General features: G+C 62.2%; 18 protein-coding genes and 1 tRNA gene. 10 read left to right on the top strand and 9 right to left on the bottom strand.

Features of this window, described 5'->3' with window-relative positions:
- Positions 1 to 71 precede the first annotated feature (71 nt).
- From C501_RS0104655 to C501_RS0104680, 5 genes are all read right to left on the bottom strand, one after another.
- Positions 72 to 584 (bottom strand): hypothetical protein, encoded by a 513-nt coding sequence (locus tag C501_RS0104655; RefSeq protein WP_018134472.1) that lies wholly within the window; start codon positions 582 to 584, stop codon positions 72 to 74.
- A gap of 28 nt (positions 585 to 612) precedes the next feature.
- The gene (locus C501_RS14815; RefSeq protein ID WP_018134473.1) at positions 613 to 1,140 is read right to left on the bottom strand and encodes a hypothetical protein; all 528 of its coding nucleotides are present in this window, start codon (positions 1,138 to 1,140) and stop codon (positions 613 to 615) included.
- A complete protein-coding gene (locus C501_RS0104665) occupies positions 1,137 to 2,873 on the bottom strand; it encodes an alpha/beta hydrolase (protein WP_018134474.1) in 1,737 nt (578 codons plus the stop codon). The genes C501_RS14815 and C501_RS0104665 overlap by 4 nt, the downstream gene beginning before the upstream one ends.
- Before the next feature lie 72 nt (positions 2,874 to 2,945).
- A complete protein-coding gene (locus tag C501_RS0104675; protein WP_018134475.1) occupies positions 2,946 to 3,206 on the bottom strand; it encodes a hypothetical protein in 261 nt (86 codons plus the stop codon).
- Positions 3,203 to 3,484, bottom strand: coding sequence for a hypothetical protein (locus C501_RS0104680; RefSeq protein WP_018134476.1), 282 nt, complete (start codon positions 3,482 to 3,484; stop codon positions 3,203 to 3,205). The genes C501_RS0104675 and C501_RS0104680 overlap by 4 nt, the downstream gene beginning before the upstream one ends.
- Positions 3,485 to 3,717: 233 nt before the next feature.
- On the opposite strand from C501_RS0104680, the gene nudC reads away from it, so the two are divergent.
- The 3 genes from nudC to C501_RS12545 all read left to right on the top strand — a co-directional run bounded on the left by nudC (position 3,718) and on the right by C501_RS12545 (position 7,539).
- On the top strand, positions 3,718 to 4,764 hold the full coding sequence (nudC, locus tag C501_RS14565) for an NAD(+) diphosphatase (protein WP_018134477.1): 1,047 nt from the start codon (positions 3,718 to 3,720) through the stop codon (positions 4,762 to 4,764).
- Positions 4,757 to 6,910, top strand: a complete 2,154-nt coding sequence (locus C501_RS0104690; RefSeq protein ID WP_018134478.1) for an ATP-dependent DNA helicase UvrD2 — start codon at positions 4,757 to 4,759, stop codon at positions 6,908 to 6,910. Before nudC ends, C501_RS0104690 begins: the two co-directional genes overlap by 8 nt.
- Positions 6,911 to 6,987: 77 nt before the next feature.
- Positions 6,988 to 7,539 (top strand): M48 metallopeptidase family protein, encoded by a 552-nt coding sequence (locus C501_RS12545; RefSeq protein WP_018134479.1) that lies wholly within the window; start codon positions 6,988 to 6,990, stop codon positions 7,537 to 7,539.
- Positions 7,540 to 7,630: 91 nt separating this feature from the next.
- On the opposite strand, the gene C501_RS0104700 is transcribed toward C501_RS12545, so the two are convergent.
- The gene (locus tag C501_RS0104700; protein WP_018134480.1) at positions 7,631 to 9,040 is read right to left on the bottom strand and encodes a zinc-dependent metalloprotease; all 1,410 of its coding nucleotides are present in this window, start codon (positions 9,038 to 9,040) and stop codon (positions 7,631 to 7,633) included.
- A gap of 269 nt (positions 9,041 to 9,309) precedes the next feature.
- Between C501_RS0104700 and C501_RS0104705 the strand changes: the two genes are divergently transcribed.
- The 5 genes from C501_RS0104705 (at position 9,310) to C501_RS0104725 (ending at position 15,419) form a co-directional block, all read left to right on the top strand.
- The gene (locus tag C501_RS0104705) at positions 9,310 to 10,509 is read left to right on the top strand and encodes a YlbL family protein (RefSeq protein ID WP_245532410.1); all 1,200 of its coding nucleotides are present in this window, start codon (positions 9,310 to 9,312) and stop codon (positions 10,507 to 10,509) included.
- Between the two features lie 215 nt (positions 10,510 to 10,724).
- Positions 10,725 to 13,706, top strand: coding sequence for a UPF0182 family membrane protein (locus C501_RS0104710; RefSeq protein WP_026174614.1), 2,982 nt, complete (start codon positions 10,725 to 10,727; stop codon positions 13,704 to 13,706).
- Positions 13,707 to 13,747: 41 nt separating this feature from the next.
- A tRNA-Met gene (locus tag C501_RS0104715) sits at positions 13,748 to 13,821 on the top strand.
- Positions 13,822 to 14,480: 659 nt separating this feature from the next.
- Positions 14,481 to 14,876 (top strand): hypothetical protein, encoded by a 396-nt coding sequence (locus C501_RS0104720; RefSeq protein ID WP_018134483.1) that lies wholly within the window; start codon positions 14,481 to 14,483, stop codon positions 14,874 to 14,876.
- 228 nt (positions 14,877 to 15,104) lie between these two features.
- Positions 15,105 to 15,419: a hypothetical protein gene (locus C501_RS0104725; RefSeq protein ID WP_156807626.1), complete on the top strand. Its 315-nt coding sequence runs from the start codon at positions 15,105 to 15,107 to the stop codon at positions 15,417 to 15,419.
- A 101-nt stretch (positions 15,420 to 15,520) separates the two neighbouring features.
- Here C501_RS0104725 and C501_RS0104730 read toward each other — a convergent pair whose 3' ends face one another.
- A complete protein-coding gene (locus C501_RS0104730) occupies positions 15,521 to 15,712 on the bottom strand; it encodes a hypothetical protein (protein ID WP_018134485.1) in 192 nt (63 codons plus the stop codon).
- Complete coding sequence (gene pdxR, locus C501_RS12550; RefSeq protein ID WP_018134486.1) at positions 15,693 to 17,177, bottom strand: MocR-like pyridoxine biosynthesis transcription factor PdxR; 1,485 nt, start codon at positions 17,175 to 17,177, stop codon at positions 15,693 to 15,695. Before pdxR ends, C501_RS0104730 begins: the two co-directional genes overlap by 20 nt.
- Before the next feature lie 126 nt (positions 17,178 to 17,303).
- On the opposite strand from pdxR, the gene C501_RS12555 reads away from it, so the two are divergent.
- Together C501_RS12555 and C501_RS0104745 are read left to right on the top strand one after the other, a co-directional pair.
- Positions 17,304 to 18,428 (top strand): PrnB family protein, encoded by a 1,125-nt coding sequence (locus tag C501_RS12555; protein WP_018134487.1) that lies wholly within the window; start codon positions 17,304 to 17,306, stop codon positions 18,426 to 18,428.
- A gap of 62 nt (positions 18,429 to 18,490) precedes the next feature.
- On the top strand, positions 18,491 to 19,450 hold the full coding sequence (locus C501_RS0104745; RefSeq protein ID WP_018134488.1) for an asparaginase: 960 nt from the start codon (positions 18,491 to 18,493) through the stop codon (positions 19,448 to 19,450).
- Positions 19,451 to 19,584: 134 nt separating this feature from the next.
- Here the strand turns inward: C501_RS0104745 and C501_RS0104755 are convergent, their stop codons facing one another.
- Complete coding sequence (locus C501_RS0104755) at positions 19,585 to 20,382, bottom strand: aldo/keto reductase (RefSeq protein ID WP_083906545.1); 798 nt, start codon at positions 20,380 to 20,382, stop codon at positions 19,585 to 19,587.
- Positions 20,383 to 20,409: the final 27 nt, after the last annotated feature.

The following is a 20,409-nucleotide window of genomic DNA, read 5'->3' on the forward strand; positions in this document are numbered from 1 at the left end:
TATGCTGCCCTCCCGGAAACAGGGGCAGTCCCGGCGGCGAGTCGCCCAACCACCCAGGCCTTGTTCAGGTTTCAGGTGGTGGTTTCTTTCGCGGCAGGGTCTGCGGTGCAGTCCGAGATGACGTTGATGAAGCTTTTGACGGTTGAGGTCGTGAACTGGATGAATAGGCCGTCTGGTGTTTCGGCGTTCACCCCGATGCCTTGGGTGTCTCCGGGGTAGGTGCGGGTTGGTCCGATGGTGTAGCCCTTGGCTTCGAAGTCTTGGCGCATGGCGTCGGCGGAGGCTGCTGGGTTGGATGAGGGGCCGCCTTCGATTTGGCGTTGGTAGAGGTCGCCGTCTTCGCGGCTTTGGATACCGCAAGATTCAGGAACGTATCCGGTGGTGTCGTTGCGGTCCCAGTTTGGGAAGGTGATGCCTGAGGTGGTGACGGTGTCGTCGAGGGTGTTGAGGAAGTCTTCGAAGACGACGGTGGCGGGTCGGGTTCCCATGAGTGTTCCTTCCGGATCATCAGGATTTAATGCGCAGCCGGACAGCAGCAGGAGGAAGGTTCCCAGTAGCCCGGTCGTGATGATCTGTGGTCTCATGATGACTCCGAGGTTTTCCTCCCACCCGTTAGGTGGTGGTTTCTTTCGCGGCGGGGTCTGCGGTGCAGTCGGAGATGACTTTGATGGAGCTGCCGTTTTTGGTGGTGCTGAATTGCACTGTCATGCCGGTGGGGGTTTCGGCGTTGATGATGACGCCTTGGCCGGGTGAGGTGGTGCTGTAATCGAAAACGTTACCGATGGTGTAACCCTGCCCAACGAAGCCCCGGCGCATCGCGTCCGCGGAGGCTGCGGGGTTGGATGAGGGATCGCCTTCGAGCTGGGTTTGGTAGGCCCGGGCGTTGGTTCCTTGGGCGCAGGCTTGGGCGTTGTATCCGGCGGTGTCGTTGCGGTCCCAGTCGGGGAAGGTGATGCCTGAGGTGGTGACGGTGTCGTCGAGGGTGTTGAGGAAGTCTTCGAAGACGACGGTGGCGGGTCGGGTTCCCATGAGTGTTCCTTCCGGGTCATCAGGATTAGCAGGATTTGATGCGCAGCCGGACAGCAACAGGAGCAAAACACCTAGAAGAGTCGAGGGCATGATGCGGTTGCGGGTGATCATGGTGCGCTCCTAGGTTCTCTGCCGCGCAGCTCATCGGGTGAGCGGTCGGTTTCAATGGGGCCGAGGTCAACGACGGTGCGCCCAGCAATAATGTATTCACGTTCTAGTGGAATCAGCGGCGTGATTCGGTCCCCATGGCCGGTAGAGATCAGCGCGGTGTTCCAAGCTGATTCGGTTTTGATATCAAGGTATCCGTGCCCTTCCGAGGCGGAGAGAAGGTTGGGAATCTGCTGCCCCGGTGAGCCGCTCGTATTATGCCCTGTAGTCTGCCAGTAGGCCTTGCCGGTTTCCGGGTCGTAGCCCCCTTCGGAGGAGAAGTTCTTCCCGCCGAACCAAGACCCTCCGGGGTCGAAACGGGGAATCGTCAGCTCGCCATTCGGAGAAACAGGACCGTTGAAGAGAGCAGCGCCCCAGGAACCTGCGGTCCCTATACCGGCGATACTGTCCATGCTGGCAGTAGTCACATAGACCTCTGGCTTGCCTGCGGAGTCTTTGACGACATTCATCGCTTCGGCGTTGGGCACGCTGATCCGGTCGATTCCGGCCGAGCCCAGGAAGGTCACGGAGTCCACGGGGTACGCGGTCCTAGTGAGTCCATATCCCGCCGTCGTGGTGCCATAGGAGTGTGCGATGACATTGACACGCACGGGGTCTGATTCGCCCCGGGTTGCCCGGAAACCGTCCAAAGCCGTGGCAAGCTGACTGCCGCCCATACTAGCTTTGGACACTGAGAGCACATCGCCCTTCTCCAGTTGCGGAGTCTCGTAACCCACCCAGGAAACGACAGCCCTAGACGAAGCAGGTTCGCTGCCGAACATGTCTAAAGCGTTCTTTTGAAGGTCATAAACATCTTGGGTGGACTGCGTCCATGGCCCTAGTCCATCAACCACGTTGGTATTCATGCCGGGGACATTCCAGGTGACATTGCCCGCGGTATCCATATCGCCGAGGGCCACCGCGGCCAGGGGCTTCTCTGGGGAGCTCAGATCCAGCAGGATCAGGCTGCGTTGAGGTGTGTTTGCGCGTTGGTCGGGCTTTTTCAGCGCCTCATACACTTTCTGCAGCGCATCCTTCGTCTTCTGCGACGTCGCCGGGTCCCGGAACACTTGGTCCAGCAGATTCTTATTCGCCCGGCCCCGGACGCTGTACGGCACTCCGTTGAGGTTGCCGATCACACCCGGAACCATTGCGACCAGTGCGGTCTGCGCCGGCTGGCCCAGGCCTGCCCACCACTGCTTGACCGCTGCGGGGTTCACAGTGTCGAAGGGTGTTCGCAGCTTGCTGCCCTGAATCGAGGCGTAGAGCGCTATGGCCGCTGGGCTCATCGCCCCCAGTGCCTGCAGGTACGCTAGCTGATCCGCGGCCCGGTTCGGATTATTGGCATCATCGGCTTTAGCGCGAAGGTCCTGCAGTTCCTTGGCCCGGGAGCCGCCGAGGAACATCGACATCACGGCGTGGACGGATGATTCCCCGATCGGCCCGGCATCCCGCCAGAGGGCCTGCGGGTCCTGCAGCACGTACTGTGCTGCTGCTGCGGTATCCGCCGCTCGGAACTCCTCGGCCAAGTCCTGGAACTTGGCCCTCAGAGTGATCAATTCATCCCGGAGCATCTCCAGCTGCAGCTCCGCTTTGCGGCGCGAGTTCTGATCTTCCAGCACTCCCGGGCTGAGCTCTACGCCAGGAAATACCGCCGGTGCCGGGATCACCACGAGCACCTGCCCCGCCGCATGCATCTCGTCCTGAATCTCCCGGCCTCGTCGCAGCAGCTGATCGGCGCGCTCCTGGAACTCATCCAGCTCACTGCGTCAGCGTAGCTGGACCTCGCAGAACTGCATGGCCTGCTCCTGAAGCCTTCCCAGCACCAGGGAGCAGCGGCTGAGGGTATCGCGTAAGCCCTGGATGGTCTCGCCGCTGCCGTTGAGCTGCACGGACTCGATGGCTCCGCGAGCTCCGTAGAAGATGCTGGCGGTCTCCTGCCATCTGCCCCGGGCGACCCAGACCCGCTCCGGATCTCCGGGGCAGGGGTCCGAGCTGCCGAGCGGGGACCAATCACGGGGTCGATTCATGACGAGCCCCCGCTGAGGCGATCGGCAAGCGCTTTATCGGCGGCTTCGAAGCTATCGAGGGCTTGCCCAGTGGCGTTGATGAGCGAGTCGAGGGAAGTCGCATAGCGCTCCATGAAATCTCGCCAGGCGATGCTCAGGTTGGTGGCTGCGTTATTCATGGCCTGCCCGCCCTGATCGCCTTCGATCACAGCGGGCGTCATCAGGACCTGCGTCCGAGCGCTCTGGAACGCGCCACCGGCCGAGGTGAAGTCTGCGGTTTGAATACGAAGGTTGCTCATTTATGCCTCTTATGGATTAAATGTCTGATCTCAACTTACGTTTTTTGAGAAAGAAAAGCAATGGTTTGGTAAATATTGTGGATACCTGCGTAGACGGTGACGGATATGCGGGATATACCGGGATATACGAGATATACCAGGTATGCGGGAAGCCGGGCTGGAAAAATGGCGGGCGTCCACTTCCAGCGATACCGGATCGTCTGTTGTCCTCCCTACGCAGTACCGTAGAAGGCATGATCCATTCCGCTGCGCTGCCCTGGCAGCGTGCCCTGACAGACCGGGGCAGCGAGCGCCGGTCCGCACCGGAGTTCCTCGGTCAGCTAGCCGGGCATCCGCAGCTGCTCTTCCTGCCGTTATGGAAAGGCCAGGCTTGGTTTGCGGACGGCGCCTTGCGCTACATCCGGGCCGATGCGCTCAGCGCAGCCGGGATCGATGCGCAGGCGCTCTTGGAGGCAGTAGAGCCGGGGCAACCTGCCCCCGCGGTCTATCTGGGCCACCAGCTTCCGGTGGCAGCGCACTCCGCGGGGGTGATCCCGGCGGAATCGGAAGTGGTCGCAGTATCTCTCTGTGAGACGCAGGCCGCAGCCCTCGGCGCGGTGCTCGTGAGCGAGCACCCCTCAGAAACAGTCTCAGCAGACAGCACCAGCTACGCTCCAGCAGGCTGGCAGACTTTCCGCCAGCTCGCCGGGCAACTCAACGCTACGGATACCCAGTTGATGATCGAAGCGCTCGGCATCCTCAACTGGCACAGCGTCTATACGCATTGCCCGAGGTGCGGGGCGGCGACCATCCCGGAGTCCGCGGGCTGGACGCGGCGCTGCCCGCAGGACGGGACCGAGCACTTCCCGCGGATGGACCCCGCGATCATTGTCACCGTCACCGGAGCGGATGGCCGGCTGCTGCTCGGCAACGGAGCCTCCTGGGAACCGCACCGATTCTCCACGCTGGCCGGCTTCGTCGAACCGGGGGAGTCGCTGGAACAGGCCGTGGCCCGCGAAGTCTTCGAAGAAGTCGGGGTCCGGATCGAGGAGGTTCAGTACCTGGGCTCGCAGCCCTGGCCGTTCCCGGCCTCGCTCATGCTCGGCTTCACTGCCACCACCAAGGACACCGAGCTGCGCCCGGACGGAGCGGAGATGGCTGCTGCCCGATGGTTTAGCCGCGAGGAGCTCCAGGACACGGTGCGCAGCGGCGACGTGGCGATTTCGCATCGGATGTCGATCGCCAGGGCGCTCATCGAACGCTGGTACGGCGGCATCATCGAGGAGCCTGAGCGTGACTGACCCGGAAGCCGTCCTGGATGGCCTGGATGATGAGCAGCGCCTGGTCGCCACCAGCCTGCAGGGGCCGATACGAGTGCTCGCCGGTGCAGGAACTGGCAAGACCAGAGCGGTCACCCATCGCATCGCCTACGGTGTGCTCACCGGTGCTTTCAACCCCCAGCGGCTGCTCGCCGTGACCTTCACCGCGCGGGCGGCGGCGGAACTGCGCACTCGGCTGCGGGATCTCGGCGCAGGAGCAGCGCAGGCCAGGACTTTCCACTCGGCTGCGCTGCGCCAGCTGCAGTACTTCTGGCCGCAGGCCGTCGGCGGGAACCTGCCCAGCCTGCTGGAGCACAAAGCCGGGCTCATTAGCGAGGCTGCGCGGCGCTTACGGCTCAGCGCGGACCGGACTGCTGTACGGGATCTCGCCTCGGAGATCGAATGGGCCAAAGTGTCCATGCTGACCCCGGAAACCTACCCCGAGGCTGCGCAAGGCCGAGGGACCCCCGGCGGTTTCGATGCTTTGAGTGTTTCCCGGGTCTTCCAGTCCTATGAGGACCTCAAAACCGATCGCAGCCAGATTGACTTCGAAGACGTGCTGCTCCTGACCGTCGGCATTCTGGATGAAGACCAGCACGTCGCCGCAGCTGTGCGCGAGCAGTACCGGCATTTCGTCGTGGACGAATACCAGGACGTCTCGCCCCTGCAGCAACGGCTCCTGGATCTGTGGCTCGGCGGCCGTCAGGAACTCTGCGTGGTCGGCGATGCCAGCCAGACCATCTACTCCTTCACCGGTGCGACCTCACGCCACCTGCACGAATTCGACCAGCGCTACCCAGGTGCGCAGACCATCCGGCTGATCCGGGACTACCGCTCCACACCGCAGGTAGTTAAGCTGGCCAATCGCCTGCTGGCAGCGCGTCAACCGGCAGGCCGCGCCGCCGATGCCGCCTGGGCCGAACCGCTGCGCCTGATCGCCCAGCGCCCCGCCGGGCCGGAACCGGTCTTCCTGCCGTGCAATGACGATGAAGCAGAGGCCAGGGCCGTCGCTGCAGCGATCAAGCAGCTCATCGAGAAAGAGTCAGTGCCCCCCGCGCAGATCGCCATCCTGTTCCGCACCAATGGGCAGTCCGAGGCCTATGAGCAAGCGCTCAGCACAGCCGGCATCGGCTATCAGCTCCGGGGCGGTGAGCGCTTCTTCGCGCGCCGGGAAGTCCGGGATGCGATGCTCTCGCTCCGGGCAGCGGCCCGCGCAGAGCAGGCGCCTGCCGGAAATGCTGACGGCGACGCCGATCCGGAGACGACCATGCCCCAGCAGGTCCGCGATGTTCTAGCCAGTATCGGCTACAGTGCGGAGCCCCCTGCGGGAAGCGGGGCCACCCGGGAGCGCTGGGAGTCGCTGGCCGCTCTGGTAGGGCTGGCTGATGAGCTGGATTCCGCCAGGGGCCCCGGCGTGACCCTGGATGCTTTCGTCGCGGAGCTGCAGGAGCGCTCCCAGGCCCAGCACGCGCCGACGGTGCAGGGGGTCACCCTGGCTTCGCTGCACTCGGCTAAGGGCCTGGAATGGGATGCGGTCTTCCTGGTGGGCCTTAGCGAAGGCCTGATGCCGATCAGTTTCGCCGATAGCCCCCAGGCCGTCGACGAAGAGCGCCGTCTGCTCTACGTGGGCATTACTCGGGCGCGGGAGCGGCTGCATCTGAGCTGGTCCGGCTCGCGCACACCCGGGGGGCGGGCGCACCGTCAGCCCTCCCGGTTCCTCGAAGGGCTCTCCTCCAACCGGCTGCCTGACGGCCGGGGAGGCCGAGCCTCCACCGGGCCCAAAACCGCACGCCGAACCCAGCGTGCGAAGACTCCTGCCCTGTGCCGGGTGTGCTCTGGGCCGCTCAGCACCGCCGCGGAGCGGAAGATTGGCCGTTGCGATAACTGCCCGCCCAGCTACCGGGAAGAGACCTTCGAGGCGCTGCGCTCCTGGCGGCTCGAAGAATCCAAGCAACGGCAGCTGCCTGCTTTCATGATCTTCACCGATGCCACGCTGATCGCCATTGCGGAGCAGGCTCCGGGTGATCTGGCGGAGCTGTCAACCGTTGCCGGCGTGGGGCCCGGGAAACGCGATAAATACGGTGCGGCAGTGCTTCAGGTATTGGCAGAGCAGGCCGGTTCGCAGTGAATCTCTGGAGTCGCAGTGGGGCCGCGCCAGGGGAGGGCGATGGACCTGCAGGGCCGATCGAGGTGGATGGCAGGCCAGTGGTCGTGCGTCGCTCCGCCCGACGCAAGCGCACGGTGACCGCGTTCTGGGAAGAGGGCACCGCGGTTGTCGCGATCCCGGCGTCCTTCACGCGCAGACAAGAACGGGAATGGGTGCCGAAGATGCTGGAGCGCCTCCAGCAGCGCAGCCAACGGGCTCAAGGCGGGGACGATGAGCTGATGCATCGGGCAGCCGGGCTCTCCCGGCGCTATCTTCAGGGCAGAGCCGTGCCCAGCTCAGTGCGTTGGGTGACGAACCAGCGCAAGCGATGGGGATCGGCGAGCCCGGCTGATCGTTCTATCCGGCTTTCGGCGCAGCTCCGGGATATGCCGGATTGGGTGGTGGACTATGTGCTTCTGCACGAGCTGGCCCATCTGCTCGTCGCGGGGCATGGCAGGCAGTTCTGGGCGCTTCTGGAAGGCTATCCGCGCCTGGCCGAGGCCAAGGCTTTCCTCGCCGGGGTCAGTCACGCCGCCGATCGCGGCCTCGATCTGCCACCGTACGGTTTCGGTGCAGAAGACTCCGGTGCAGCGGAATCAGAGAACCTCTAGCCGGCACCGGAACCGAGATTACGGCTGGACTGTACTTTACTTTGTCTCGGGCTCTTACTCTTTACCGGACTCTTGACCTGATTGCGGGTCCTCATCCTGAGGCTTTCCCCGCAGACTCGTCCGGCCCGTCTTCCTCGCCGCTACTCGGTGAGGCATCGAAGCCACCGGAAAGCAGCTTCTCCAGAGCCTCGTCGACGCTGGCTTCGGCAGCATCGGCCAGTTCCCGGCGCTCACTGAATCCCGCAGGATCATTGAGATCTTCAGCGGTCGGCAGCAGGTCCGGGTGCTTCCAGATGGCATCGCGTCCCGTGATGCCCCGCTGTTCTTTGAGCGCCGCCCAGAGGGCTGCGGCTTCCCTGAGCTTGCGCGGCCTGAGCTCAAGCCCCACTAGAGCGCCGAAAGCATGCTCAGCCGGCCCGCCGGAGGCGCGCCTGCGGCGGATCGTCTCCCGCAGGGCCGCGGACGAAGGCAGCTGAGCCGCGGCTTCGAACGTCAGCTCGTCCACCCAGCCTTCGACCAGTGCCAAGATGGTTTCGAGTTTGACCAGCGCGGCGTCCTGAGCCGGAGTCCGCTGCGGCATGAAAACCCCCTGGGAAAGGGCTTCGCGTACCCGCTCCGGGTCCGAGGGGTCGAGATCCCGGGCGAGTTCTTCGACCCTGCTGGTATCGATGTGGATCCCGCGCGCATAAGCCTCGATCGCGCCGAGCAGATGCCCGCGCAACCAGGGCACGTGAACGAAGAGGCGGGCATGGGCGGCCTCGCGCAGCGCCAGGAAGATCTGCACATCGTCGGCAGGTACTTCCAATCCGCTGCCGAACTCAGCCACATTCGCCGGCAGTAGCGCCATCTCCAGATCAGCCAAGGGAATGCCGATATCAGAGGCGGACACCACATCTTTGGCGAGTGCGCCCACTGCCTGGCCGAGCTGCATGCCGAAAAGAGCTCCGCCGACATTCTGCAGCATGGAAAATGCTCCGCCGGCCATCCCGCGCATCTCTTCGGGCAGCTGCTCCTGGAAAGTGCTGGAGAGCGCCTGCGCGATGCTATTGGCCACGGGCTCCGTGAGCCGCTTCCACGTCCCCAGGGTCTCTTCGACCCACTGGGAGCGCGTCCACGCTTTGCCGATCAATCCGGTGCTCGGCAATTCGGTGACCTGATCCAGCCAGATCTCGGCGAGCCGTAGTGCTTCATCCACGGCCCGACGCTGCTCGTCACTGACCGCAGGGTCTTCACTGGCTGCGACTTGGCGGGCATTGTCATGGGCGAGCTGCCAGTTCACCGGCTCATCATTGTTCTGCCCGCTCATCATGGACGACATGACGTTCTGGAACTGCGCGAACATGCGCTGCATCGTGGCCGGGTCATCGGGGAGCCCCGCTGCCTTGGCGAGTTCGGACGGATCGATTCCGGACATATCGCCGCCGCCCATGAGATTCGCTAGAAGCTCCTGGAGCGGATCCTTGGGGGTGTCATCGTCTCGGTTCGAAGGGTCGGTGCTCATGCTGCGTCCTCATTGCTAGGGCTCTTCGGGCCTGCTTGGTGTATTTCACGCTACCCTTCCGGTCACTGCCTTGTCTGCGCCGTTGATCCCGAGTTCGCTCTGAGCCTAGTCATCCCAGGTCATCCCAAGTCATTGCAGGACACTGCCGGTATGCAGCCGGCAAGAGAAAGGTTCTAGGACACAGCTCACAGCTGGACAGCGTAAACTTGCGGTTCAGTAAACTTGAGGTTCAGCATTCGGTAGCGGAGCGGGGAGTCGGTGAGACGATCGTGAGCCAGGTTGATCCGGGTAACGCCTCCGGCGCCTCCGACGCGACGCCGTCGCAGGATGGGCCGGGCAATCACCAAGGCATTCCTCCGCTGCCATCGGCTCCGCCGCGCGCCTCGGGGCGAAAAGACCGGCAGCGCCACAAACGCCAGCGCGATCCGCGAGCCTTGGCGATGCTGGTTTCCGGTGCGCTGGCCGTCGGGCTCGGCCTTCTCGCGGTGACTCTGCCCGCTCCTTATGTGATCGAGTCGCCGGGCCCCACGATCAACACTCTCGGTGAGGTCCAAGGGCAGGAGCTCATCTCCATCGAGGGCACGCAGAGCTACCCGACCAGCGGTCAGCTGGACCTTGTCACGGTGTATGTGAACGGCGGGCCGCAGAGCAATGTCGGTGCTGTCGACGTGTTCACCTCCTGGCTCAATCCGAACCGTTCGGTTCTTCCGGTGGAACTGGTCTACCCGGCCAACACCACCCTGCAGGACGTCACGGCTTTCAACCAAGCGGAGATGACCGGTTCTCAGGACTCAGCCCGGGCCGCGGCGCTGAATTTCCTGGATATCCCTTACGAGGCGGCGCTGAGCGTGCGCACCGTCCAGGGCGGATTCGCCGCAGACGGTGTTCTGGACGTCGGGGACGAGATCAAAACGGTGAACGGCACGCCGGTGAGCAGCGCGGAAGGCATCCAGGAGATTCTCGCTGCAGGCCAGGGCGCTCCGGTGGATGTGGAGATCGTCCGGGCGCAGCAGCCCCTGACCGTGCAGGTTACTCCGCAGCTGGCACCGGATGGGCGCTACCTGCTCGGCATAGGCCTGCGGGTCTCTTATACCTTCCCGTTCTCCATCAACTTCAATCTGGAGAACGTCGGCGGCCCGAGTGCTGGGATGATGTTCGCCCTGGGCACGATCGATATGCTCACACCGGGTGAACTGACCGGCGGTCAGAACATCGCCGGAACCGGCACGATCGACCCTTCCGGGAATGTCGGGCCCATCGGCGGAGTGAAGCAGAAGATGATCTCGGCCAAAGAATCAGGGGCTTCGTTGTTCTTGGCCTCGAGAGCGAATTGCTCCGAGATCGCGGGCAATATCCCGGACGGTTTGCAGGTAGCGGCGGTAGATACCCTGCAGGAAGCCTACGATGCGGTCAGCGCCGCGGCATCGGGCGATGGCGCAGAAGCTCTGCCGCAATGCAATGCTTCCTGAGTGGGCAACGCACCGCTGGAGAAGGCATGATGAAGACAGCCGTGAAAAACATGAAAAAGTAATGAAAAGCCCGTGAAAATCTAGTGAGGTTCGAGGAACCGGGAAAGGCCCCGGTTCGTTGAACGTACGGACTCCTGAAACAGAACGTGAAGCACGAAGCGCTGGCAACGGCAGCGACGAGATCAGATAGAACCAGAGGAACTTAGAGGAATACTGTGACAAGTCAAAGCACGACGACACCGCCGCGCCGTCGCGGCGCCTTGCTGCCAACGCTCATCATCCTGGGCGTCCTGGTAGTCGCCTTCGTTTTCTTCGCCAATGTCTACACCGAGGTGCTGTGGTTCGCCCAGCTCGGGTATGACGGCGTCTTCTGGCGCTCCAACGTGGCCCGGGCCGCGGTGTTCCTCGTCGCCTTTCTGATCATGGCCGGAGCGGTTTACGCTTCGCTGCAGATCGCTTACCGGAACCGCCCGGTCTATGCCCCGGGCCATCAGGTCCAGGAGAATCTGAGCCGTTATCAGGCGCAGATCGAACCGGTGCGCCGGCTGGTCATGATCGGCATCCCCGTGGTCTTCGGTATCTTCGCCGGCGTCTCCGCCATGGGGCAGTGGCAGCGAGTGGCGCTCTTCATCTTCCAGGAGCCTTTCGGTCAGACCGACCCCCAGTTCGGGTTCGATCTCGCCTTCTACACCAACACCCTGCCGTTCCTAGGCTTCCTGCTCGGTTTCCTGATCGCCGTCGCCATCATTGCCGGTATTGCCGGGATCCTGACGTACTACCTCTATGGTGCGATCCGCTTGCACGAGCGCGGCATCTCCTTCACCCGGTCCGCCAGGGTGCATCTGACCGTTGTCGCAGCGGTTTTCCTGCTGCTGCTCGCCGGGAACTTCTGGATCGACCAGTACTCCACGCTGCAGAGCCGCGGCGGGTTGGTGGCCGGTGCCATGTACACCGACGTCAATGCGGTGATCCCCACGAAGGCGATCCTGGCGATCGCTGCGGCCTTGGTCGCGATCCTCTTCATCGTCGCCGCGGTGATCAGCAAATGGCGGTTCGCCATGATCGGCACCGCGGTGCTCGTGGTCACTGGAATCGTTGCCGGCGGAATCTACCCCTGGGCTATCCAGCAGTTCTTCGTGCGCCCTTCCGAGGCGAACCTCGAGCAGAGCTACATCCAGCGCAATATCGATATGACCCGTACGGCGTACGGGCTCTCCGATGTTGAGGTGATCCCCTACGATGCCACGACAACGGCTAATCCGGGGGCTCTGCGCCAGGACGCTACGACAACCGCGAACATCCGTTTGCTCGATCCGAATCTGCTAACTCGGACGTTCGAGCAGCTGGAGCAGTACCGGCCTTACTACGGGTTCCCGAAGACCCTCAATGTGGACCGCTACACCATCGACGGTCAGGTGCAGGACACCGTGATCGCGCTGCGCGAGCTGAACCCCGGTGGTATTCCGCAGGCGCAGCAGAGCTGGGTAAATAAGCATCTGGTATACACCCACGGCTATGGTGTCGTCGCCGCGTACGGCAATACCGTCACTGAGGACGGCAAGCCCGTCTTCATGCAGTCCGGTGTTCCCTCGACCGGTGTCCTCGGCGATGACAGCAGCTACCAGCCGAGGATCTACTTCGGCCAGAACACGGTGGATTACTCCATCGTCGGCGCCCCGGGAGGCACTGAGCCGGTAGAGCTGGATCGCCCCCTGGGTGGTGGCCAGGACTCCAAGAACACTTTTGACGGCAACGGCGGCCCGAACGTCGGCAACTGGTTCAACCGGCTCGCCTACGCCATCAAGTTCCAGTCATCGGATCTACTGCTGTCCGATGGCGTGAACCCGGAGTCTCAGGTTCTTTACGACCGCACCCCGTCCGAGCGGGTCAAGAAAGTCGCACCGTATCTGACCATCGACGGCAATCCGTACCCGGCAATTGTCGACGGCCGGGTCAAGTGGATCGTGGACGGTTATACGACCTCGAATGCTTACCCGTATTCGCAGCAGCAGCAGCTGGATTCCGCCACGCAGGACTCGATGACCCAGCGCGGGGGAGTCGGGGCGCTGAGCGGCACGGTGAATTACATCCGGAACTCGGTCAAGGCCACGGTCGATGCGTATGACGGTTCGGTGGATCTCTACACCTGGGATGATCAGGATCCGATCCTGAAGGCCTGGGGCCAGATCTTCCCCACGACGCTCAAGCCGATCTCGGAGATGTCCGGCGATCTCATGAGTCATGTGCGCTACCCGGAGGATCTGTTCAAGGTCCAGCGGGAGCTTCTGGGCCGGTATCACGTCACCGATGCTTCCCGGTTCTACGCCAACACCGATGCCTGGAGCGTGCCCAACGATCCCACGGCAACGGGCAATACGCCGGTGAAGCAGCCGCCGTACTACATGTCCTTACAGATGCCTGGGCAGGATAAGCCGGCGTTCTCGCTGACCTCGAACTTCATCCCGCAGCAGGTCAATGACACCACCCGTAACGTGCTCTACGGTTACCTGGCGGCTGATGCTGATGCTGGTTCTGAGTCCGGAGTGAAAGCGGATTCGTACGGCAAGCTGAGGCTGCTCAATCTGCCGACGGATACCCAGATCCCCGGCCCGGGCCAGGTGTTCAACCGCTTCGTCTCCGATCCGAGCATCTCCGAGTCGCTCAACGTGCTCAAGATCGGCCAGACTCAGGTGGTCAACGGCAACCTGCTGACGCTTCCTGTCGGCGGTGGTCTGCTCTATGTGCAGCCCGTGTACATCCAGTCCTCCGGCAGTGAGTCGAGTTATCCGACGCTGCAGAGAGTCCTGGTGGCCTTCGGCGACAAGATCGCTTTCTCACAGACCCTGGATACTGCTCTGGACACCCTCTTCGGTGGCGACTCAGGTGCTAATGCTGGGGATCAGGGCAATAAAGATGGTGGTACCGCTGGTACCGGCGGCGGCTCCGACGACGCCGGCTCCGGGGGCGAGAGCTCCGATGCCAAGGCCGCCTTGAACAAGGCCCTGCAGGATGCTTCAGCCGCGATGAAGGAAAGCCAGGATGCCCTGTCCCGGGGTGACTTCTCAGCCTATGGTGCAGCGCAGCATAAGCTGAATGCTGCGGTTGCTGCGGCATTCGAGGCAGAGGGCAGACTGGGTGGAGGTGACGGGGCTGCTCCTCCGGCTGAGGGCTCAGCGAGCCCTTCCCCAGCACCGTGATTTGGCCTGAAGGTTGACAACGGGTAAGGTAAGTTAGGTGCCGCGGGGTGGAGCAGTTCGGTAGCTCGCCGGGCTCATAACCCGGAGGTCGCAGGTTCAAATCCTGCCCCCGCAACGATATGCGGCCTAGCTCTGAGGCAGGTCCAGCAAAAGCTGGGCCTGCCTTTTTGCGGAGTGGATCATGAATAGGGCATGAGACATTGCGCACTTAGCAGGGCTAAGGATTCGTATATCGCGTAGTGTGCGATTAAAATAATAGTGATATATCGAATAATTTTCGAGCAGTATTTCCTGATGAAAACATATCCGCTTCCCAGCGGAGATTTTTCTCAAGAGTCATATTGCTCTTATTTTATGCTGATTGCACTACGGGCGCGATGACAAGTGAAGAAGAATCTGTTGTTTAGGGGGGGACAATGGGCCATAAAGACATGACCCAAGTACAAGACGTTCACAACAACTCACTGCGGAGACGCTCCGTGCTGAGCTATGGGGCCTGGACTGCGCCGGTGGTTCTCGCCGCAACCGCGGCTCCTGCGGCCGCTGCCTCACCGGTGAAACCGGATAATCCCATGGCGATTGCACCCTGGTATGACTGGTGGTCACGGGGACGGACTACCGGTACCGATGACCGCGAATTGCACTGGGCGCTTTTCCCGACGACTCGGCCGTACACGCTGCTGCAGTACACGAATCAGACCCCGCAGGCAGAGACCGCGCGGCCGGCGAGTCCCAATTCCACCCCGCAATGGGGGGATCAGCTACAACCCGCCCGTGCCTACGGGGCAGCTTTTCACGGTGCAGATCACAGAGACCACGGGGGCCATCGATTATCTCGATGGCAGCCCTCGTGCCACTTCCAATCGGCAGGAGAATGGCTGGCCCAGTATCAACAACAACTGGGATCCGAGCTTCATGGATGTGACGTCTCAGACTTACGGCTCTAGCCCCCGGCTCATGGCCCCGTTGCGGCGTACCCGCTCCGGTAACCCCCGGTGGACGTGGGAATTCATCACCACCAGGCCGTTGCAGACTGGTAACGACGGAGTTCTCGCGGTGAGATTCGTGACGCGTTTCCCTCCGCTTCGCTCGGGTTCCCCGATGCCGAAGTTCCAGGTTGTCGTGACGTCTCCTTGGGGCGCCGTGCAGTATGAAACCGGACCCCGGTAACAACTGAAACTGGGGTAGTAATGGACCGTCACCAGTGAGCTGGTGACGGTCTATTTAGTTCTGCTTAGTACCGGGCAAAGGCGGATTCGCCAGCTCCATGAGCGATTGATTGTGCTTGCTGCAGGGGGACGTAACACTTTTCCCATCTCTCGAAACGTCATGGCTATTTTGTTACTCTTATCACACCCGAAGTTATTCAGCGAAGGTAATTCTCCTAGGAGGAGTATCGTGCGAATTCTCAAGGCAAATAAGAAAAAATTCCGCTCCATGACGGCAGTGGCGTTTGCCGGAATAATCGGCTTGACCGGCCTGGGCCTGGCACCTGCTGCGACGGCCTTCAGCTCGGTCAGAGTCGTTTACGCCGGTGAAGTCTCGAAGGATTATTGGGACTACATCAGTTATTACCGTTCTTTCCCGACATCTCAGGAGTGCGTTGATTTCGCCTATCCAAAGCTCAGGCCCAAGACCTGGGCGGAGTGCGTCTATGCCGAGCATCAAGGGCAAAGCGGTTGGTTCGCACACTTCATGGGGACCAATCAGTAAACCGCCCCATCGCGGATGCAGGTGAAGAAGTAGCGAAATAGAACTGTAGCGGTGGGCCGGGGCTGCCGGGGGCTCAGGCCTCGAGTGCAGACTCGAGATGCTCAACAACCTGAACGTCCCGCGTGCTCGGTTTCATCGGTGACGCACTGCTCCCAGCGCCACTTCATGCCATCGCGTACCAGGAAGCAGCCGTCCGCTGATTCCGCATAAGACCCGGTGCTGAAGACGGCATCGGTCACGGGATAGGACAGCACAGCGCCGGGGAAAGCGCTATTACTGTGTACCCGGCTCACCCCGCCCCGTACCAGAGCCTACTTCTGCCAGGATGATGTTGCAGGCGAGTTCGCAGGCCTCGTCGACGTCCTTTTCCTCGAGTGCGCCGTAGCCTAGTAGCAGTCCTGCTTGTGGCGCGGCGGAGAAGTAGAACTCGGTCAGTGCAGTCAGCGTGAGCCCAGACTGGGCTGCGCGCTGAGCAATTCGATCCGCATCGAGTACCACCCCGGGCAGGGGCTGAATCACTAGATGCAGCCCGGCATCTACCCCGCTGATGCTGGCGATCTTCTCCAGCGGTTGCAGCCCGGTGCGCAAGGCGCTCCGAACTTTGCCGTAGTGCACCCGCATCCGTCTGATATGCCGTTCCAGATCTCCCGATTTCAGAAGCGCGAGGACTGTTGACTGCACGGGCCAGGGGAGGGCGCCCTCCACGATGCTTTTCAACTCGGTGATCTCCGCGGCGAGGGAAGCCTCCGCGATGATGTATCCGCAACGTAACGCAGGGGTGAGGATCTTTGACATGGTGCCGAGGTAGAGCACCCGGTCGGAACCGAGCGAGGCCAGTGGCGGCAGTGGTTCTTTACCGAACCTGAATTCGCTGTCGTAGTCGTCCTCGACGATATAACTGCCCGTTGCCTGCGCCCAGTGCACGAGCTCGGCCCGGCGGCCGACTTTCATGGCGACCCCCAGTGGGAACTGGTGCGAGGCAGTGATATGGATGAGCCTGGGAGCCACGGATCCCAGCTCTGATACGTCTGCGCCATCGGCGTCGACGGGAATCCCAAGATGCCTCATCCCGTGCTTGCTGATCAGCGCGCGCAGCCACGGGTAAGACGGTTCTTCGACGCCGATCTGATCGCCTGGCCTGGCGAGCACCCGCAGCAGCAGATCAGTGGATTGCTTGCTTCCGCTGGTGAGGACGATGTTCTCAGGGGCGGTCAGCAGTCCCCGGGAACGGAGCAGATACGCTGCGAGTGCGGCTCGCAATTCAGGCTCTCCCTGGGGGGAGAGGTAGGACCCGGGGAGAGGCTGCCGAGCTGCCGAACGCAACGCTTTGCCGAAATCAGCTTCGATGAAACGAGTAGTCGTCATCCCGGTATTAAAGGCGCCGCTTGTGGCACCTGTTCCGCTGGTGTTCTCTGTGGTCGCTGAAAATCGCGGTGCCGGGGGGCTGAGCCCTGCCGAGGAGGTTCGGGCTATGGGGCGGACCCAGGTTCCTGAGCCCCGCTTCGCCTCGAAGTATCCTTCGGCGAGGAGCTGATCATAGGCGGCGGAGGTCACCATCCGGGATACGCCAAGCTGCTCCGCGAGCACACGTGTCGCAGGAAGCCGGTTGCCCGTGGGCAGGTACCCCTTGAGCACGGCATCCCGGAGCGAGTCGATGAGTTGCTTGGTCAGCGGTTGGCCAGAGGCCCGGTCAAGCTGAAGAGCTAGTTCGAGTATCCGAGTACTGCGTCTCCGGCGGGAAGCTGGTGCCGATTCCATAGGGGCAACTCCTGGGAGTCATAGGCCGCATTACAATTGGCTATATCTAAAAGTTCTTTATTGGCTATATTACAAAGGCCATTGGGTATCTATCGTAGTTTTCATCGAGGGGAAGGAAAATGATAGATGACCTCGCAGATAACCGGGTTGGCCCCGCTTGATTTCTCGGCATCTGGTGTGGACCAGATCTGGGGTTTTCTGCCATCACCGGCCCCGGTCACCGCGCTGCCTCCGGAATTCGGCGAGTGGGATGAGTTTGCTGCAGAGCTGCCGAAGGCATTGCGAGTCGGCAGCGCCCGGCGACTCCTAGCGCAGCTGCCTCCCCTGGACCCCGTGATGCTCACCGGCACTGCGCAGCCGGCGCAGATTCTGCCCGCGAATATTGCGCTTCCCTGGTGCCGGGCAGCTGAGCAGCTGGGCCGGCCGCCGATCCTCTCCTACGCCACGCATGTTTTGCAGAACTGGCGGTGCATCGACCCGCTCGTTGATCCGGAGCCGGAGAATCTGCACCGGATTCAGGACTTCCTCGGCGGTATGGACGATGACTGGTTCGTTCTGATTCACGTAGCCATTGAAGTGAAGGCCGCCCCTGGCCTGCTCGCGATGACGCGAGCTCAAGAGGCGGCTGGCTTGGGAGACCTCGACACTGCGGCGGCTGAACTCCTTCGGGTCTCCGAAAGCCTTGTGGCAATGACCGCCGTGCTCTCCCGTATGCCGGAGCGCTGCGACCCGTATATCTACTACAACAGGGTGCGGATGTTCATGTTCGGCTGGCTGAATAACCCGGATTTCCCTGACGGCCTGCACTATGAGGGCGTGCCCCGGTACTCGGGCCCGCAGAGACTCCACGGTGAAACCGGCGCCCAGAGCAGCATCATCCCGTTCTTGGGAAACGCTCTGGGCGTCGACCATGAAGCCGATCCGCTCAATGACTTCATGCTTGCGCTGCGGGCTTACCTTCCGCCGGAGCACAAGGCGTTCATCGATGACGTCGGCGGCAGAGTCGACCTCCGCGGAATCGTGAGGACTTCCGGAGACAACGCATCGCTCGAAGCGTACAACAGCTGCATCGAGCAGATGCGCGATTTTCACGAACTCCACCTTCGATATGCAGCCCAGTACGTCCATAAACAGGGGCGCGCCTGTGCCGCCAACGGTGCCGGCACAGGCACCGGTGGCACGCCCTTCATGAAATACCTCAAATTGCACCTCGACAACATCTCTGCGCACCGTATCGGCGCAGCCGGATGACTCGCGCTGCACCGAAACCGCTCGGACTGCCGTCAGGGCCCCGCAGCCACGAAAAGGGTTTCATGAATCATGACGATGACAGGGCCAGCGCCCCGGATATTCCAGCGCATTCACCGGTGGCAGTGCGTTCTCGCAACGGTGCTACCGAAAATGTTCACTACGGTACAGTGATCGTCTACGACGGAGTTGGCCAGAGCCTTCTGAGCGTTGGCGATCCGGAAGCGGTGATGTACCTTCGGTCCGCGCTCAAACCATTTCAATTGCTGACCATGGTCCAGTACGGGTTGCAGCTGCCGGCACGGCTTCTGGCGCTCGCCGTAGGAAGTCATAACGGTGCGCCAGAGCATCTTGCCGGAGTGAGTGAGATCCTCACGAGCCATGGCCTGCGTGAAGCGGACTTGATAGCGCCGGAAGACTTCCCGTTCGGACCGGCAGAGCGGCGCGAATGGCTGGCCAAGAACCGTTCGGCTCGTCGCGTGGCCCACTGCTGTTCGGGAAAGCACGCTGCGATGCTCGCGACATGCGTCGTCAACGGGTGGAGTCTGAAGAATTACTCCCAGCCGCAGCACCCGCTCCAGCTCGCGATCCGGAACACGATAGAAACAGTCACGAAGAGTGCCGTCGGAGCCCTCAGCGTAGACGGCTGCGGGGCACCGGCTTTCGCCCTGCCCCTGGATGCCGTAGTTCGAGCGTTCGGTCAGCTGGCCGCGGCGACCTCGTCGGCTAAAGCCATGATCGCCAACGCCATGCGGCGCTATCCCGAATTCGTTGCCGGTGCGGAGCGGGATGTCACCACGGTGATGCAGAGCGTACCGGGTCTGCTGGCCAAAGACGGAGCGGATGGCATCCAGCTCATGGCCTTTCCCTCGGGCGCGGCTATCGGGGTCAAGATCGCCGATGGCGCAGATGCTCCCCGGATGCCGGTGACGCTCGCCGCGCTCGAAGCGGTCTTCCCCGGCTTCGCGGATCAGCGCCTGCGCACTGCGTTCTCTTCGGATCTGCGTCCGGTCGCTTTCAGCTGAGCAACACCCGGCGGGCACCGCCCTGGCCGAAGAAGAATTCGGATCGCTCGGCGCACAGCAATGCGGCGGGCACCCGGAAACCCGGACGCCCGCCGCACTGGTGATTCAGCACTGGTGATTCAAAACAGAACGAGTCAGTTATTGACCTCGTTTGGGTGCGGGCCGATTCGTCCGTCCCGGTCCAGAGCGTCGATGGTCGCCATCTCTTCGGGGCTGAGCTCGAAGTCGAAAACGTCGATGTTGGCGGTGATCCGTTCCGGCGTCACGGATTTCGGGATCACCACATTGCCGGTTTGCACATGCCAGCGCAGAATCACCTGAGCCGGAGTCTTCCCATGCTTCTCCGCGATCTCGGCCAGAGCCTCATCCTCGAGCAAGCTGCCCTGCGCAAGCGGGCTCCAGGCTTCCGTGAGAATTCCGTGATCGTCCTGGAATTCACGGGCTTCGCGCTGCTGCAGCAGCGGATGCAGCTCGATCTGATTGATCGCGGGCACGGTACCGCCCAGGTCGATCAATTTCTGCAGGTGCTCGGGCTCGAAATTAGAGACGCCGATTGCTTTCGCCCGTCCTGAGGAGTAGATCTCCTCGAAGGCGCGCCAGGTATCGACGTATTTATCGTTCTGGGGCTGCGGCCAGTGGATCAGATAGAGGTCCACGTAATCCAGCCCCAGCTTGCGCAGACTTTCATCGAATGCTGCCAGCGTGCTCTCGAAACCCTGCTCCGAATTCCAGAGCTTGGTGGTGATGAACAGATCCTCCCGGCTCACTCCATCAGTGTCGGCCAGGAACTGCGCGATAGCCTTGCCCACGCCTTCCTCATTGCCATGATGGGTCTGCCCCGGGTTTGGTTGACATCTGATCTGTGAGGATTCGTCCTCGCTGGAAGGATGTATCTCTTGCCCAAGCCCTATCCGAAAGAGTTCCGTGACGATGTCGTGGCTGTGGCCCGTAAAGCCCGG

The organism is Acaricomes phytoseiuli DSM 14247 (assembly GCF_000376245.1).
In the GTDB taxonomy this organism is placed as follows: domain Bacteria; phylum Actinomycetota; class Actinomycetes; order Actinomycetales; family Micrococcaceae; genus Renibacterium; species Renibacterium phytoseiuli.

Coding starts and splice junctions, on each gene's coding strand:
- C501_RS0104655 (WP_018134472.1), bottom strand. CDS start 584: ATGAGACCACAGATCATCACGACCGGGCTACTGGGAACCTTCCTCCTG.
- C501_RS14815 (WP_018134473.1), bottom strand. CDS start 1,140: ATGATCACCCGCAACCGCATCATGCCCTCGACTCTTCTAGGTGTTTTG.
- C501_RS0104665 (WP_018134474.1), bottom strand. CDS start 2,873: ATGCATGCGGCGGGGCAGGTGCTCGTGGTGATCCCGGCACCGGCGGTA.
- C501_RS0104675 (WP_018134475.1), bottom strand. CDS start 3,206: ATGAATCGACCCCGTGATTGGTCCCCGCTCGGCAGCTCGGACCCCTGC.
- C501_RS0104680 (WP_018134476.1), bottom strand. CDS start 3,484: ATGAGCAACCTTCGTATTCAAACCGCAGACTTCACCTCGGCCGGTGGC.
- nudC (WP_018134477.1), top strand. CDS start 3,718: ATGATCCATTCCGCTGCGCTGCCCTGGCAGCGTGCCCTGACAGACCGG.
- C501_RS0104700 (WP_018134480.1), bottom strand. CDS start 9,040: ATGAGCACCGACCCTTCGAACCGAGACGATGACACCCCCAAGGATCCG.
- pdxR (WP_018134486.1), bottom strand. CDS start 17,177: ATGGAATCGGCACCAGCTTCCCGCCGGAGACGCAGTACTCGGATACTC.
- C501_RS12555 (WP_018134487.1), top strand. CDS start 17,304: ATGACCTCGCAGATAACCGGGTTGGCCCCGCTTGATTTCTCGGCATCT.
- C501_RS0104745 (WP_018134488.1), top strand. CDS start 18,491: ATGAATCATGACGATGACAGGGCCAGCGCCCCGGATATTCCAGCGCAT.